The sequence below is a fragment of the Hungatella effluvii genome (assembly GCF_003201875.1).
Lineage (GTDB): Bacteria > Bacillota > Clostridia > Lachnospirales > Lachnospiraceae > Hungatella > Hungatella effluvii.
The window spans coordinates 325,388-341,410 of sequence record NZ_QJKD01000007.1 but is presented as its reverse complement, the minus strand read 5'-3'; the positions used below and the strand labels follow the sequence as shown (position 1 = coordinate 341,410).

Annotated in this window: 15 protein-coding genes; 6 read left to right on the top strand and 9 right to left on the bottom strand. The window is 44.4% G+C overall.

What is annotated here, in order from left to right:
* Window positions 1-606 precede the first annotated feature (606 nt).
* On the top strand, window positions 607-1,812 hold the full coding sequence (locus tag DFR60_RS15695; protein WP_110323727.1) for an IS110 family RNA-guided transposase: 1,206 nt from the start codon (window positions 607-609) through the stop codon (window positions 1,810-1,812).
* A gap of 227 nt (window positions 1,813-2,039) precedes the next feature.
* Here DFR60_RS15695 and DFR60_RS15690 read toward each other — a convergent pair whose 3' ends face one another.
* The 3 genes from DFR60_RS15690 to DFR60_RS15680 form a co-directional block, all read right to left on the bottom strand.
* Window positions 2,040-2,879: a MerR family transcriptional regulator gene (locus tag DFR60_RS15690; RefSeq protein WP_110323726.1), complete on the bottom strand. Its 840-nt coding sequence runs from the start codon at window positions 2,877-2,879 to the stop codon at window positions 2,040-2,042.
* 93 nt (window positions 2,880-2,972) lie between these two features.
* On the bottom strand, window positions 2,973-4,352 hold the full coding sequence (locus DFR60_RS15685) for a PTS transporter subunit EIIC (protein ID WP_110323725.1): 1,380 nt from the start codon (window positions 4,350-4,352) through the stop codon (window positions 2,973-2,975).
* A 21-nt stretch (window positions 4,353-4,373) separates the two neighbouring features.
* On the bottom strand, window positions 4,374-5,849 hold the full coding sequence (locus DFR60_RS15680; protein ID WP_110323724.1) for a glycoside hydrolase family 1 protein: 1,476 nt from the start codon (window positions 5,847-5,849) through the stop codon (window positions 4,374-4,376).
* Between the two features lie 197 nt (window positions 5,850-6,046).
* On the opposite strand from DFR60_RS15680, the gene DFR60_RS15675 reads away from it, so the two are divergent.
* From DFR60_RS15675 to DFR60_RS15660, 4 genes are read left to right on the top strand one after another with little or no spacing between them, the layout of a single operon-like run.
* The gene (locus tag DFR60_RS15675) at window positions 6,047-6,910 is read left to right on the top strand and encodes a MurR/RpiR family transcriptional regulator (protein WP_110323723.1); all 864 of its coding nucleotides are present in this window, start codon (window positions 6,047-6,049) and stop codon (window positions 6,908-6,910) included.
* A 38-nt stretch (window positions 6,911-6,948) separates the two neighbouring features.
* Window positions 6,949-7,368 (top strand): HIT family protein, encoded by a 420-nt coding sequence (locus DFR60_RS15670; protein ID WP_002605659.1) that lies wholly within the window; start codon window positions 6,949-6,951, stop codon window positions 7,366-7,368.
* A gap of 29 nt (window positions 7,369-7,397) precedes the next feature.
* Window positions 7,398-7,949, top strand: coding sequence for a TIGR01440 family protein (locus DFR60_RS15665; protein ID WP_110323722.1), 552 nt, complete (start codon window positions 7,398-7,400; stop codon window positions 7,947-7,949).
* A gap of 52 nt (window positions 7,950-8,001) precedes the next feature.
* Complete coding sequence (locus DFR60_RS15660; RefSeq protein ID WP_110323721.1) at window positions 8,002-8,751, top strand: GNAT family N-acetyltransferase; 750 nt, start codon at window positions 8,002-8,004, stop codon at window positions 8,749-8,751.
* A gap of 119 nt (window positions 8,752-8,870) precedes the next feature.
* On the opposite strand, the gene DFR60_RS15655 is transcribed toward DFR60_RS15660, so the two are convergent.
* Both DFR60_RS15655 and DFR60_RS15650 read right to left on the bottom strand, forming a co-directional pair.
* Window positions 8,871-10,541, bottom strand: coding sequence for a peptide ABC transporter substrate-binding protein (locus tag DFR60_RS15655; protein WP_002605662.1), 1,671 nt, complete (start codon window positions 10,539-10,541; stop codon window positions 8,871-8,873).
* 195 nt (window positions 10,542-10,736) lie between these two features.
* Window positions 10,737-12,470: an oleate hydratase gene (locus tag DFR60_RS15650; protein ID WP_110323720.1), complete on the bottom strand. Its 1,734-nt coding sequence runs from the start codon at window positions 12,468-12,470 to the stop codon at window positions 10,737-10,739.
* Window positions 12,471-12,711: 241 nt separating this feature from the next.
* Here DFR60_RS15650 and DFR60_RS15645 point away from each other — a divergent pair, with 241 nt between their 5' ends.
* The gene (locus DFR60_RS15645; protein WP_110323719.1) at window positions 12,712-12,948 is read left to right on the top strand and encodes a hypothetical protein; all 237 of its coding nucleotides are present in this window, start codon (window positions 12,712-12,714) and stop codon (window positions 12,946-12,948) included.
* On the opposite strand, the gene dhaS is transcribed toward DFR60_RS15645, so the two are convergent.
* The 4 genes from dhaS to DFR60_RS15625 are packed head-to-tail and all read right to left on the bottom strand — an operon-like array spanning window position 12,945 to window position 15,970.
* Window positions 12,945-13,508, bottom strand: coding sequence for a dihydroxyacetone kinase transcriptional activator DhaS (gene dhaS / locus DFR60_RS15640; RefSeq protein ID WP_110323718.1), 564 nt, complete (start codon window positions 13,506-13,508; stop codon window positions 12,945-12,947). The two genes, DFR60_RS15645 and dhaS, sit on opposite strands and share 4 nt — an antisense overlap.
* A 1-nt stretch (window position 13,509) precedes the next feature.
* Entirely contained in the window at window positions 13,510-14,379 is an 870-nt protein-coding gene (gene rsmA / locus DFR60_RS15635; protein ID WP_110323717.1) for a 16S rRNA (adenine(1518)-N(6)/adenine(1519)-N(6))-dimethyltransferase RsmA, read from the bottom strand.
* Between the two features lie 12 nt (window positions 14,380-14,391).
* The gene (locus tag DFR60_RS15630; protein WP_110323741.1) at window positions 14,392-15,156 is read right to left on the bottom strand and encodes a TatD family hydrolase; all 765 of its coding nucleotides are present in this window, start codon (window positions 15,154-15,156) and stop codon (window positions 14,392-14,394) included.
* 58 nt (window positions 15,157-15,214) lie between these two features.
* Window positions 15,215-15,970 (bottom strand): TraX family protein, encoded by a 756-nt coding sequence (locus DFR60_RS15625; protein ID WP_110323716.1) that lies wholly within the window; start codon window positions 15,968-15,970, stop codon window positions 15,215-15,217.
* Window positions 15,971-16,023 lie beyond the last annotated feature (53 nt).

Genomic DNA, 16,023 nt, shown 5'->3' with positions numbered 1-16,023 from the left:
TTCGGTCCTTCATCTCTCGACTACTACGACCTCGGCTGACTTCTGTACGTTCAGCACTATCTTTCGATAATGGTTATCCCTTTCAGGACATTCCGTACAGACCTCCCCGGGTACCACACGTTTCTTTCTCTCCATCTATCTGCCACATTTACCATACATGATTCCGTGTAGTTATTGGGCTTCGACTTGTATAGCAGCCTTACCCTCATGCATAGCCTGATGTGATTTCTGTTCGTCAGACCAGAGATTTGCCCATGGGTTAGTATGTTCCCCATATCCAGCTTCCTTCAGATTCCACCTCACGATGGACACCCTTGCCTTCGGCTATATCCTTCCCACTACTACAATAGAATTATGGATAAGGTACATGACAACCAGCCATGTCCATATCCTTCTTATTGCTCAAGCTGTTAGAATGAAGGGAACAATGGTATGACTGCTTCCCACTTGGACTTCGCGTCCGTCCGGTAGAATGTCAGCCTGCCCTCATTCGCAGCATTCGTTTTACGCAGGTAGATTTATTACGTTCGTGTCAGCCAGTAGTTAGAATAAGCAATGAGTAAAGCCGACCTTACCATTAACAAAACACCAAACAAGGAGAATACAATGAATGCAGTAGGTATTGACGTCTCAAAAAACAAAAGTACAATCGCTATCCTCCGCCCATTCGGAGAGATTGTTGCTACACCATTTGATGTAAAACACACATCTTCTGACATAACATATCTAATTAGCCAGTTGAAAAGCTTAAATGGCGATACTCGAATTGTTATGGAACATACAGGCCGATACTATGAGCCCATGGCACAGTGGTTGTCAGACGCTGGTTTATTCGTAAGTGCCATTAATCCTAAACTAATAAAAGACTTCGGTAATAATTCATTACGTAAAGTAAAAACAGACAAAGCTGATGCAATAAAAATCGCACGCTACACTCTTGATAACTGGTGCGAACTTAAACCATACACCAACACGGATGAATTACGCCGACAACTGAAAAACATGAACCGCCAGTTTGATTTCTACATGAAACAGAAAACAGCCATGAAGAATAATCTTATTGCTCTTCTTGATGAAACATTTCCAGGTATAAATACCTTCTTTGACAGCCCTGCAAGAAATGATGGAAGCCAAAAATGGGTGGATTTTGTCACTATCTTCTGGCATGTTGACTGTGTACGTAAACAGTCTATTTCTTCGTTCTCTGAGCGGTATCAATCTTGGTGTAAAAAGAAAAAATATAATTTTCAGCCCCAAAAGCCTAACGATATATATGAATTTAGTTACGATCTTATCGCAACACTACCAAAAGATAATATAACAAAACTTTTGATTCATCAGGCAGTTGATCAGCTAAATATAGCCTCAAAAAATGTGGAATCACTTCGTCTCCTTATGAACCAGACTGCTGCTAAACTTCCAGAATACCCTATAGTACTTGATATGGCTGGGGTAGGAACTACACTCGGTCCGCAACTGATAGCTGAAATCGGTGATGTATCCCGTTTTTCTCATAAAGGTGCTCTAACTGCCTATGCCGGGGTTGATCCAGGTGCCAATCAATCTGGTGACTATGAGCAGCAAAGTGTTCGAACATCAAAACGAGGAGCTCCACAACTCAGAAAGACCTTATTTCTAATTATGGACTCACTTATGAAACTGGCACCCCCAGATGATCCGGTATACGGATTTATGATGAAAAAACGTGCTCAAGGCAAAGATTATTACGTTTATATGACCGCCGGTGCAAACAAATTTCTCCGTATTTATTACGGACGAGTCAATGAATACCTCTCATCGTTGACTTCTTAATAGTAGTTTTTCATCTTTCCGTTTTCAGCCGGCAATAATTGGCGGCTTTATTGTGATACCAATTTTTTAATATAACTTATTTTAAAAATAACTATTGACTTTTTCTTTGCAGGCTACCGGGCGGATTCCGGACTTGCACCGGTTAGAAACGTGCGCCGCCGGGCGCACTATGAAAAGCAGAGCTGTCTGCCGGCAGCTCTACTATAAAAGCTATATTCCTTTTTATATTAATTCCTAAGGTCATACTCTTGCCCAACTGTCACGGGCAGCTGCAGCTCTGTTACAAACCGTGTAGTATCGTTTGTCATTCCCGCATCCACTAACGTAATTTCAATAGAATTTCCGGCCAGTTCATAGCCTCTCACTTTCACTTCAGACAAAAGTTTTTCATAGTAGACCGATGACTGCGTATGCGTTCCACAATACCTCAGTGTTAGGTATCTTCCGCCCGGAATATCCACTGCCTCTCCGTCATAGACGTCTCCAGGTTCCAGCACAACAAATATGGAACAAAACTCATCGAATTTATGTGACATCACATGACGCATTGAAATGGACACGCCCACCTTCCCCAAAAACATGGCGGCCTCCAATTGTGTCTGCCGTTCCAGTTGGCGGATAGAATATTCCAGATCATCCGTGGCCGGAATTTCCGTCCGCAGCATGGCCAGCTTTCTATCCGGCAGAGCAACCTCCTCCACCTGGTTATATATGGTATACAGTGCATCATGGAGCTGTGAGAGACGTTCACTGATCTTGTATTCTATGCGTTCCAATTCTCTGTGTTTTACAAGAACCTCCTGCTGCTGCTCTTTCAGAATCTCCATCATCTGACCGATATCCTTATTATCAAAAAAACGCATAATTTTAGTCAGTGGCATATCCAGCGCTCTTAAATATTTAATTGTATTAAGGCGCTCAAACTGCCCGGTAGAGTAGTAACGGTATCCTGTCTTGGGGTCCGTATGCTCCGGACGGATCAATCCTATTTCATCGTAATAACGCAGCGTTTTCGCATTAATACCGAATAGCTTCGCCATCTCGCCGATAGTAAATAATTTATTCATGGGACTGCCCCTTTACTCCATACATTTTCTCAATCATAGCATACCGTTTTTTTAATGTCCAGCCTCTTAGCTGTCGCCCTCATCGTTCATAATCTATTTCTCCATTTTTTTGCCTAATACATAAGTAACTCCAAAGGCAACCGTTACTGCAAGGACCATGACTACCATAGCCCATATCAAATTAGCTGAAGTACCATCAGGATTGATATATGCCGGTATAGATATAAAACCTGGCGTAGAGATTACATACTGGGTCATCCCCACCAATCCGGCCAATAGTCCGCCGATTCCGCCTCCAACCATGGCGCCGATTAAAGGATACTTCTTAGTAAACAACACTCCGTAGACACCTGGCTCAGTAATTCCACACAGCGCAGTAATTCCCGCGCCAGTAGCCACACTTCTGTCATTAATGTCCTTTGCAATCAGCGCAGCCGCCAGACAGGCTCCCCCTACGGCAACATTAGCCGGAGCCATGCCGGTACAGATCAGCGGGTCAGATCCAACCTCTGCCAACAGCGCAAATACAATAGGATAAGTCGCATTATTCATACCAAAGAAGACCATTAACGGCGTCGTTATACCGATAATCATAACAGCGACCGGCGGAGCCGCACGATAGATGGCAAATACACCATTTGCCAGCCATGTTCCCATCAGATTGCCAATGGGGCCTAACACAATTAAAGTTACAGGCACTGTGATCAGCATGGTAATCAACGGTACAAAGATAGTTCGCAGATACACAGGAACCACCTTAGAAAGGAAGCGGTATACGACTGCCATAAAAAGCACACCCAATATAACCGGAAATACCGTAGAATTATAACTAATCTGCTGAATGGAAATACCAAGGAAATTAAGCCCCTCTGCATTGTTAATAGTGGAGAACAGCAGTATTGCCCCCAGAAAGGCCCCTAGAAAGCCATTGGACTTCAGTCGGTTTGCTGCAGAAAAGCCTATGAAGACTGGCAGGAAGTAAAATGTCGCCTGGTTAATCGCATAGATAACTGTATAAGTCCCTGACTCTGTGGATACTCCAAAGAATGCGGTCAGCAGCGTCAATACGGCCCCGGTAAGACCGCCAGCTATTAACACGGGAATAACAGGAGAAAAGGTTCCACCAATAAAAGACATAATGGTATTCATTACATTTCCCTTTTTCGCTTCCGTATCCTGCTTTAATGCAGCGGCGTCTGTAACTTCTCCGCCAGTCTTAAGCCCCTCATGTTTAATAAATTCTGCATACAAATTTGGAACATCCTGACCGATGACAAACTGATATTCACCATTTTGTACTACCAGGTTCAGAACTCCCGGTATTTTTCCTGCTTCCTCTCTGTCTAATTTGCTTCCGTCTAAAAGCTGTACGCGCAAACGAGTCATACAGTGACTAATGCGGGAGATATTATTTTCACCACCGCACACCGCGATGATCGAGTTACAGATTGCCGCATAATTCTTTTTAGCCATGTTGGCACCCCCTCTTATTGTTTATTCTACCTTGTTTTTAGCAAAATTACGCCACTGTGACATATCCTTTCCCCATTCCTGACCGTTAGAGTGTATCAATGCGGAATACCAGTCAAACGAGTCCTTTTTAATCCGTTTCATATCCCTTAAGTCATCGTCGGTCCTGTTTACAAAGACCAGACCATAACGCTTTGCCATGCCGTTTCCAGTGCTGAGAAGATCGGTAAAGGACCATGGATTGAATCCGAATACCTCTACCCCATCCTGAATCGCCAGACCTACATTATAAACATACTCTCTAAGATAATCAATACGGGCCTGATCATGAATCTTACCATCTTCTCCCAGCTCTTCGTGAGCACCATATCCCGCTTCCGTTATAACCATCGGCAGGTGATAATGATCCCACAGGTAACGCAGTGAATAGCGCATGCAGACAGGATCAATATGCCAGTCCCAATCCGTCACTTCTACGTAAGGATTTCTGGCCAGTGCATATTCACCTGGCAAGTTAGGATATACGAATTCCCCCTTGATGCCGGATTTATTAAGACCGATTTCCTGCTTGTAGCTGTCGTCGGGGGCCATTCCCACATCAGATCGATAGCAGTTAACCGCAATAAAATCAATTTTCGCCTGGGCTATTAATTCCATATCGCCAGGTCGAATATCCGGATCGATATCATTAACCTTCCAGTAATTTTTTACAAAACTGCTGTACTCGCGGAATACATATAAGTCATCCCAGATTTTCTGCGTCAGTTCCTCCGCATTCATGGCACCTATCTGATCCTCGGGCCGACAGGAATAAGGATAAATCGGCACGTATCCAGGTACTGGACCAATCTTTCCATCTTCTACCAGCTCATGGCAGGCGATAACGGCTTTGGAGTGACACAAATTCATGATGTGGTTTATCTGCCACTTTTCCTTAAACCAGTCTGTGCAGCCCTTGGATACACCTAACCAGTCACCATAGACAATCTGCATATTCTGTTCATTAATAGAAAGCCAGTATTTTACACGGTCTCCAAAGTTCTCAAAGCAGACACGGCAATAGTAATCGAATTCATCAATAATGGCTCGATTATGCCATCCACCGTACTTTTCATCCACCCAGCACGGCATATCGTAGTGATACAGTGTGATAATGGGAGTAATCCCTGCCTCCAGCAATTCATTGATCAGGTTATTATAAAATGCGATTCCCATGGGATTTACCTCGCGGTCAGCCGCTGGAATTACACGGGACCAGGATATCGAAAAACGGTAGCTGGTAAAGCCGCACTCCTTCATCAACGCTACATCCTCTTTATAATGGTGGTAGTGATCAGATGCTACCGAGTTATCTGCATAAGGTTTCTTGGTTTGGGAATTCAAATCAATAATTGCGGGAGTACGGCCATCTTCAGCGGCTGCCCCCTCTACCTGCCATGCTGCACTGGATGCTCCCCATAAGAATCCTTCTGGAAATACCGGGTTCTTTGAATACTTCATAAAATACGTCTCCTTTCAAAATTCGTCTTTCGCTTTTTACGTTTGGTTCATACAAACAGTGTACCAAAGAAGAGAAAACGATGGGGTTCAACATTTGAATCCATATTTTGTGAAAATCACTGCATTTATGGAAAGTCGAATAAGAATTTATTGTGAATATCGATGACAGAATAAAAAACCTGTGATATGATTTGGCTATGAATACAGATAAAATCCAAAACAATTTCAGTTTAAGTTATTTTAATTTGATGACATCTCTATTGGCAGTCCTAAATTCCAATGAAGATGATGATACCAACCTGGTGTTGGCAAGGTATTTACTGGAACATTTTCAAGAACTGAAAAACCTGAGTATCTATGATGTGGCGGAGGAATGCTATGTTTCCCGAAGCAGTATTCAACGGTTTGCCAAACTGATCGGCTATGAAAGCTTTACTGCCATGAAACAGAATGCACCAATTACCCGACAGCACATGGATGCCTTTGTTCAGTATGCCTGCCATCCGGAATTCGACCAGTATCTTCGTATTTCCATGGATGATATGATGCAGGATATCAATGAGATGTTCCTGTCTCAAAATCTCGATGCGCTGATAAAACGCATCCATGACAGTGAACAGGTCGTTATCCTGGCTGCGGATCTGTCTAGTTATCCAGCGAAGGTACTGCAGCAGGGACTGGCTGCGATCGGTAAGCTGATTCGTATTGTTACAGATGCCTATCCTGATACTACTCTCCTGCAAAATCTGAAGCCCGAAGACCTGGTTATCGTTACCTCTACCACCGGCAATTACGCCATAGCTACGCTCACCGACCTGCAGAGTGTCCACGCCTGCAAAGTGCTGATTACCCTTAATCATTCCGAAAAATTTGAGTCCTGTTATGACAATGTGATTTATCTCAGTCACAAATTTCATTCCAGTGACCGCATTACCGAAGGCATTCAAAATGTATACACCCGATACGGCGTGAGTTATTTCTTTGACCTGTTGTTTAATCTCTATATTGAGAAAGTTAACAATCTCCCCTCTTCCCATCCCCACTCTATTTTGATAAAATAGATCCAGAATAATAAAAAAAGAAAGAAGGTACTAATATTATGAAAGATCCGAATTGCGCATACTGTATGCAGGGAGAACTGGTCGCAAAATTTGGTTATCCTGTCTGCGAGATGGAAACCGGCGTTTTATATTTATTCAAGGAACAGAGCAAACGCGGCAGAGTCATTCTCGCGTATAAAGAACACGTCAGTGAATTGATCGATATCAGTGATGATGAACGCAGCGCATTTTTTGCTGACGTTGCCAAGGTCTCCAAGGCTGTACACAAGGTATTTAATCCTGACAAAGTGAACTATGGCGCTTACGGAGATACCGGCTGCCATCTTCATATGCACATTGTGCCTAAATACAATGGCGGGGATGAATGGGGCGGAACATTTGCCATGAATCCTGATAAGGTCTATTTAACTGATGAAGAGTATGAAGACATGGCTGTTGCGATCCGCGCCGCATTATAATTGATAAATTAAAAGAAAGTGTGGAATTCATGTTAGATGACATCAGAAAGCAGGCAGCCGACGCTGCTGCGGAATTATTGGAAGCCGCTCATTTAAAAAAACACGATCTTGTCGTTATCGGTTGTTCTTCCAGTGAAATTGCAGAATACCGCATCGGCTCTCACTCCAGTGAGGAGATCGGAGAAGCAGTATACACCGCTATTTATCAAATCATGTCTTCGCACAGCATTGACGTAGCCGCCCAGTGCTGCGAACACTTAAACCGGGCCCTGATCCTGGAAGCAGAAGCTGCCGCACGCTATGGGTATGAACCAGTGAATGTAGTTCCTCAGTTAAAGGCCGGCGGCTCTTTTGCCACTGCGGCATACCATACTTTACGGCATCCGGTGGCAGTGGAACACATCCAGGCATCCGCCGGCATTGATATCGGAGATACCCTGATCGGCATGCATTTAAAAGCAGTTGCGGTACCCGTGCGCATCACCACCAAATACGTAGGTGCCGCCCGCGTTGTCTGCGCGCGAACCAGGCCGAAATTTATTGGCGGGGAGCGGGCCCATTACAATCCTGAACTAATGTAAGATACCAAAAGACTAAGAAAATAACAGTCGTTTATTGAAAGCGAGGCAGCATATGGATACTGAATTTATAAACTTGACGACAGAGAACCTTGCCAATGAGCATTTATGCTGTATTATCCGCAGTAAAAAATCCCATCCCGGTGTTGAGGCAAAGCGCCAATGGCTTTCAGACCGGCTGAGTGAAGGTCATGTTTTTAGAAAGTTAGATGCAAAGGCTACAGTTTTTATCGAATATGCGCCTCTTGAAACAGCCTGGGTTCCTATAAATGGGGACAACTATCTGTATCTTTATTGCTTATGGGTTACTGGCAGTTACAAAGGAAAAGGATATGGGAAAGCTCTAATGGAATATTGTCTGGCCGATGCCAAGGAAAAAGGAAAATCCGGTATTTGCATGCTAGGGGCGAAAAAACAAAAATCCTGGCTTTCCAACCAGGCATTTGCAAAAAAATTCAGCTTCGAAGTTGTCGATACTACCGACAATGGATACGAGCTGCTTGCTCTTTCTTTGGATGGGACAACTCCAAGATTTACACCAAATGTCAAAACCCCTGGAATCGAAAGTAAAGAGCTGACCATTTATTATGATTTGCAATGTCCCTATATTCATCAAAATATCGAGATGATTAAGCAGCATTGTGAAGAGAGTAAGATTCCCGTATCTTTTATTCAAGTAGATACGCTCCAAAAAGCAAAGGAACTTCCTTGTGTATTCAATAACTGGGGGGTGTTTTATAATGGTAATTTTGAAACAGTAAACCTGCTGGATATCAACTATTTAATGAGAATACTAAAAAAATAACAAATGATCCAGTATGTCAAAAAGGATCCCGCCACATTGTCTGACAAGTGGCGGAACCCTTTCCGATATTTCTTGAATATTTAATTCTTTGTAGATTTCTGGTTTTCTGTTATTTCCAATTACTCTTCCATGGTTGCGTACATGAAGTACCAGTAACCATATGGAGAATGCCATGTTCCCTTTAACTTCGGATTCTGCAGATAGAAATCACTTGAATAAACAAGCGGAGAAACAGCTGCATCTTCCATGATCAGGTTCTCTGCAGCATGAAGCTTCTCATAGTGTTCTGCCTTATCAGCAGTAGAACGCGCTTCTTCAAGCAGCTTGTCAACTTCCGGATTGGAATACTTTCCATCGTTGTTTCCGCTTGTGCTTGCAAGTAAGTTCAGCATATTAGAAGGATCATCATAGTCGTATACCCAGCCTCCGCGGCAGATTTCAAAATCACCGGCACGGCGAGTTGGTGTGAAGGTAGACCACTCTACGATCTTAATGTCCATGGTTATGCCAAGGTCTTTCCAGGCACTCTGTAAATATTCGGCAACCGGTTTGTTATAACCTGCATCATTGGTCATATACTCAATGATCGGGAAGCCTTCTCCATTCGGATATCCTGCTTCAGCAAGGAGTTCCTTTGCTTTTGCCAGATCAGCCTCATAGTCGCTTACATTAAAGAAATCCCCGCCGTTATTCGCACGTGTTACTTCTTCAAAGGAGGAACCAGCTTCTACATCAGAGATGCCAGGGCCTACGAAGTTGGTCGCCGGGGCAACGGTACCGATCATCAGTGTATTAGCTACATACTCACGGTCAACAGCAAGGCTCAGGGCCATACGCACTTTTGCATTATCAAATGGCGCCTTCTGTGTGTTAAAGATCGTATAAGAGGTAGCAAGACGAGGATCCAGATGATAATCCGGGCTATCCTGCAGACTTGGAATCTCCTCAGTCGGAATATCCTTAATCATCTGTACTTCGCCAGTCTGATAAGCACTGTAAGCCGCGTTGGAATCTTCCATCAGAACGAACTTTAAGGAATTTAAGGTAACTTTATCAGCATTCCAGTAATTTTCATTTTTTGCAAAAGTCATATGAGATCCCGGTACCCACTCGATCATCTTTAACGGTCCGTTGGATACATAGGTCTCAGGAGCCAGCGCCCACTGATCACCATTAGCATCTACGACATCCTTTTTAACAGGAGCCATGCTTGCGTGGGTGATGATTTTGTCAAAGTAAACACAAGGGCTGGCTAATTCTACAACCAAAGTCTTTGCGTCAGGTGCGGACACTGCCAGTGCGTCGATGTCTCCGGCCGCAGCTTCTTCATAGCCCTTTACCATAGACAGCATGTCTGCCGCATACGGAGCCGCCGTCATCGGATCGGCCAGACGCTTCCAGGAATAAACAAAGTCTTCCGCTGTAAAATCGGAGCCGTCGCTCCACTTTAATCCATCACGAAGATGGAATGTATAAGTAAGTCCGTCATCGCTCACATCAAAGGATTCCGCCTGTCCAGGAACGATATCATTGTTCTCATCAAAGGTAAGAAGCGTCTCAAATGCGTGCAGAATGATATTAGATGCATCAATTGCCGTGTTTAACGCCGGATCTACTGTCTCCGGATCAGGTCCAACCTGAACTGCAAGATCAAGTCCGCCGGTTGTCGTGGTTGTGGTCGATGTATTATTACCTGTTGTTTCCTTCGCCGCATTGCCGGATCCGCCGCACGCGGTCAGAACCATACCGGAAGCCAGAACAGCAGCTAATACAAGTGCCATTTTTTTCATGTTACTTTCCCTCCATATCTTTTCTCTTTGTCTGTCTGTGGCAGACAGCGCAGATTATAGCATACCATACATTTAAGTTTCTTGCAATCCGTAAAATCCTTTCATTTTTTGGAAGATTCGTGTAAGTATTAAAAAATAGAGCAATTTAAAAAGCCGGGAAGCTGAATTTCTCTGCTTCCCGGCTTTTTCCTACAATTAACGGTATGCCGTCTGTACTGCTTTTAAAAGTACCTTTGGATCCTTTACATATGGTGTAACAGGACAGATCGTCTTGTCCACGTCCATCAAAGTATATACAGCGATTCTGGCGGCACGTACAGAGTACTCTTCTGTAAATACCATGTCATCCGGAATCTCTACGAACTGACTGATCATGGCGAAGTTGGTAGATCCCTCCGGTACCACGTTCGGGCGGTCGGTCATCTTACGCGGCTGGAACTGGGCATCTACATAAGGCATCATACATGGAATAACATTGACCACATCGGCCATGATCTCATCGATATGGTCCTCCATATGCAGATGATGAAGAAGTTCTGTCAGCATTTCTTCACCCGTACAGTCCTTCATCGGTTTCTTCACATAATCGCCCACATGATCCGTATACAGACCATACCCCCAGAATATCGTCTCATCCATCGGCTGATTAATAAAGTGTGGCTGCGCTGCTATAACTATGCTCATCAGCCAGTTAGAGTCTTTAAATGTCATCAGGGCGCCACTTCCCGGTACGTTGCCGGTTAAATCCTCGATCATTTTTAACAGCTTATTTCCGCGGCTTGTCACAGTAAAGCTCTCCCAGTTTGTCTCATGTACGTCTCCAAAGAACGGTTCCGGATTTCCCAGTCCCGGCTTCTTCATCGTCACCTTGCTCCAGAGTTCTCCCGAAATAGGCTTTAATTCCGGTTCCGGAGCAGGTGTATGGAGATCACCCAGAGTTGCACTGTCTGTCATACACGCATTGGTCATAATACAGATATCACCCTCTTGAATTTCAACAGTTCTCTCTTCTCCGTTATCATCCAGATGCAGTGTTTTTGCAGTAATTCCGTCTCCATCTGCAAAATCAATATCTGTCACCGTACAGTTTTCAATAAAATTAACACCCTTATTTCTCAAATATGTTTCCAGAGGCTTAATTACACTGTCATACTGATTTAATGGGGTTCTCGTCACGCCTTCCAGCGTCTCAATTCTCGAAAACTCCAGAATCATCCGGCGCATATAACGGCGGAATTCAAAAAGACTGCTCCATTTCTGGAAAGCAAAGGTCGTCTGCCACATATACCAGAAATTCGTGGTAAAGAAATGAGGCATGTCCGCAAACCACTGCTCGATTGTCATATCATCCAGTTTATCTTCCGGTGTGTTCATCAGCTTCAGCAGGGCCATTCGCTCTTCCTGAGTAAATCCCATGCTTCTCACATCAAGAATATTGCCTTCCTTATCCACCAGCCGGGCCTTCGCATGTGTCGGATGAGCGTGATCGAAATTCAATATCTCCTCTGTCACACTTCTGTCAGGATTATTGAGTGATGGAATTGAGCCAAATAACTCCCAGAAATTCTCATACGTCTCTTCGTTTAACATTCTGCCGCCGCGGCATACAAATCCGCCTTCCGGAGTACCGATTCCATCATTACTGCCGCCGAGAATATGCATTCCCTCATAGATTGTGATCTGCTCTGCCGGGAACTTACAGTCACGGATTAAATACGCCGCACCTGCCATACTTCCGAGTCCGCCTCCAACAAAATAGGCGTTCTTTCCCTCATAGCTGCGGTTCTCCATAACCTGATCCGATACGTTATCTACTTTCTCTTCCTGTTTCTTTTTTGAATTATCATACGCTTTTTTTGCCGCTACACCAGCCGCCGCCGCTGCCGCGCCCCAGACAATCGCTTTTCCCAGTCCATTTTTCTTCTTCATATCCGTTTCCTTTCTTACCTCGTCAATCGGTTACTGTTCATAGCCTAATATTAGCATACTTCATCTGGCCTGTCACCATACATGAATTTTTTAATGTCAAAAAAAACGACACCGTCAATACGGTGTCGCAAAACCAGACATTTTTTCTATTTTGTCTATCGATAAATCGATTCTCATCTTCTACAATAGAGTCAGATTACAGCGTTCAATTACAGAGTCAGATTAGTCAGGGGGGATTGTCATGTATGCAACTATGCAGGAACATCTAAGAGAATCCGTGTTTAAAACGGCGCTCTTCCATTTTTTAAAAAACAGCAAAAAATCACCGGAACGGACGGCCCGCAACATCGAGGAACTTTTAAACAAGTTCAATACTTCCCCGTGTGAGTGCCGTATGAAATACGATGAGCTGCTCCAGCTGATCAAGACTTCCTCAATGGAAGATTGCATCAGCTATATCATGGATAAGATTTCTTAAACAGTGCCCTGGCTTCGGATATAACCGATCCGCTCTGTATCCTTGGCCAGGCTCCTTAAGTGTTCCGCCACAACTTCCGGTTTTATTCTCATTCCACTCTGCGTCCAGGAAACGATGACTCCGCAAATACCATACGCATAAAACTCGGCATCAAACTCCCGTTCCACATCATTTAAATGATTATTCTCATCCAATCTGGCAATGGCCTCTGAAAACAGGGCTTTGGCCATCTCAAATAAATAGCTCTCAAAGGTGTGCTCCTGCTCTTTCAGTGTATTTACATAAAACGACTTTTCTTTTTCCATAATCTGAAGCATCTCCAGGAATTTCTGATCCCAGTTATCAAAGGTAATATCTTCTGTGATCTTAGAAAAGTTCTCGTTATAATAGATCCAGCTGAGCAGTTCATATTTATCCTGAAAATGATAATAAAACGTCTGACGGTTCAATCCGCATACCGCGGTAATATCCGCAATCGATATCTTATCAAACGGCTTTTCCCTGCAGACCTGTTTCAGCGCCGCGGCAATCGCTTTTTTTGTAATGAGTGAATCTGACATATTACCCCCTGTTACGTGTAAAATAGTTGCTTAAATCTGCAAACTGTTTCAGTGTCAGTGCCTCCCCGCGTATCTGAGGAGTGACACCCAGACTCTTGATGGCATCTGCGATCTCATCTTTGGCAAAAGGCAGTTCCGGCGAATTATTCAGCCCATTCTGCAGCGTTTTACGCCTTTGATTAAAGGACGCGCGTATGAGCTTAAACATCAGCTTCGGATCTTCCACTTCTACCGGTGGTTCTTTATGCCTTGTCAGCCTGATTACTGCGGATCCAACCCCCGGTCTCGGGATAAAACAGTTGGGCGGCACATTTGCCACAATATAGGCGTCAGCATAGTACTGCACCGCCAGCGACAGCGCTCCATAGTCCTTGGATCCCGGCCCTACCTGCATACGTTCCGCCACTTCTTTCTGGACCATGACAGTAATATTATCGATGGGAACTCCTCCTTCGAAGAGCCCCATAATAATTGGCGTCGTAATATAATAAGGAAGATTGGCAACCACCTTAATCGGCCGTCCGCCATTATATTCCTCAGTCAGTTTATTTATGTCAACCTTTAAGATATCGTCGTTGATTACAGTGATGTTCTCATACTCCTTCAGTGTCTCCTGAAGAATTGGAATCAAATTCTTATCGATCTCCACCGCTACAACGCTTCTTGCATGTTCCGCCAGATACTGCGTCATGGTCCCGATTCCCGGTCCAATCTCCAGCACGCAGTCGTCCTCCGTCACACCCGCAGCCGCTATAATCTTCTCCAGCACATGGGTATCAATCAGGAAATTCTGGCCGAATTTTTTCTGAAATGCAAATTCATATTTCTGTATGATCTCTATCGTCTTTTGGGGGTTTCCCAGTGTCGCCATTCGCGCCCTCCATTAAAGCCTGTACATTGTTTTCGCGTTTCTGTTTGTGATTTCTATTACCTCGTCCACCGATATCTCTTTTAAGCGGGCCACTTCCTCCACCACATATGGGAGATTCAGCGATGAGTTGCGTTTACCACGGTTTGGAACGGGCGATAGGTAGGGGCAGTCTGTCTCTAAAACCATCTGCTCCATCGGCATATATTCCACTACTTCCTTCAGCTTCTTTGCGTTTTTGAAGGTTACGACTCCGCCGATTCCCAGATAGAAACCCATATTTAAGTATTCCCGCGCCATCTCCTTCGTATAGGAGAAGCAGTGAATCACTCCGCCGAGATTCTCTGCATGAAATGACTTCATAATATCCAGCGTATCTTTCGCAGCATCGCGGCTGTGAATTACCACTGGAAGCTTTACTTCCCGAGCCAGCTCCAGCTGACGAAGAAACCACTTTTTCTGAACCTCCTGCCCCGGCTCATCCCAGTAATAATCGAGACCAATCTCACCGACAGCCACGATTTTCGGCAGAGCGGAATTTTCTTTCAGCCAGGCAATACCATCCTCATTCAGTTCGTCGACCTCATTGGGATGGACGCCTATAGCGCCATAGACAAACGGATACTTCTTTGTCAGTTCAATCGTATTTTGTGAGCTAGCAAGGCTGGCCCCAATATTAGTAACCGCTTCCACTCCATATGCCTGCATGGAAGCAAGGAGTTCCTCCCGGTCCTCGTCAAACTGCTCATCGTCATAATGAGCATGTGTATCAAATATCATCATTTTCTTCCCTCATATCTCTAAACCCAGTTCCGCCCGCGCTGACACAACGAGCCTGTCACCTGACAACCAGGAGCTGAATCAGATATAATACCATTATATGGACCGGATAAAACCAATAAAAAAAATATTTTAAATTTATCCGTCCTCTTGTACCATTATACATGCTGATTGGAATAAATGCCAGCACTGCCGCTCCAAAAAAGCTGATGCTTTCCAGCCCCGCCATAAGTCCGCCCGCAAGCACCTGATACCGTTTATTTCTCCGGAATTCATATAGAATAACAATCATCAGTATACCGCTGATATCATAATCGCATCTCAGCAGATAAGCCGCCGCACATCCAGCCGCCATTACTAACATTTTCTTAACCGCGTCATACTCCCAGCGCCGGTATCCAACCAGGACCACCAGGCCAATAAAAAGTGTGATATAAACGTTCTGATATGCCGGATAAAACCAGGTACCAAAGAATGCCAGATCAAATGGAATCTCCGAGACCAGACTGAACAGAAGCAGACGGCTCCCGTATTTTTTCACATTATGTGTGTGGAGAAATCCTTCCACCAGAAGGAAGCAGAAAATCGGAAAGGCAGCCCTTCCAATGATGCGCAGCCCCATATCCAGGTAATAAAGACGGCTAAGCATCTCATTTCCTTCCATTGCTCCCATGTTCATATTGAGATATGGTTCCACAATTCCCGCTCCAATATGATCAATAAACATGGTAACAATCGCAACCATCTTAAGCGTATTTCCCGAAATTCCGCCTGACCGTTCGCCGGCTCCATATTTCGCTGAAGTCTGCTCCATCCATACTCCTTTCATAGATTACTGGGGCCGGATTCCCGGAACCCAGCCCCAAC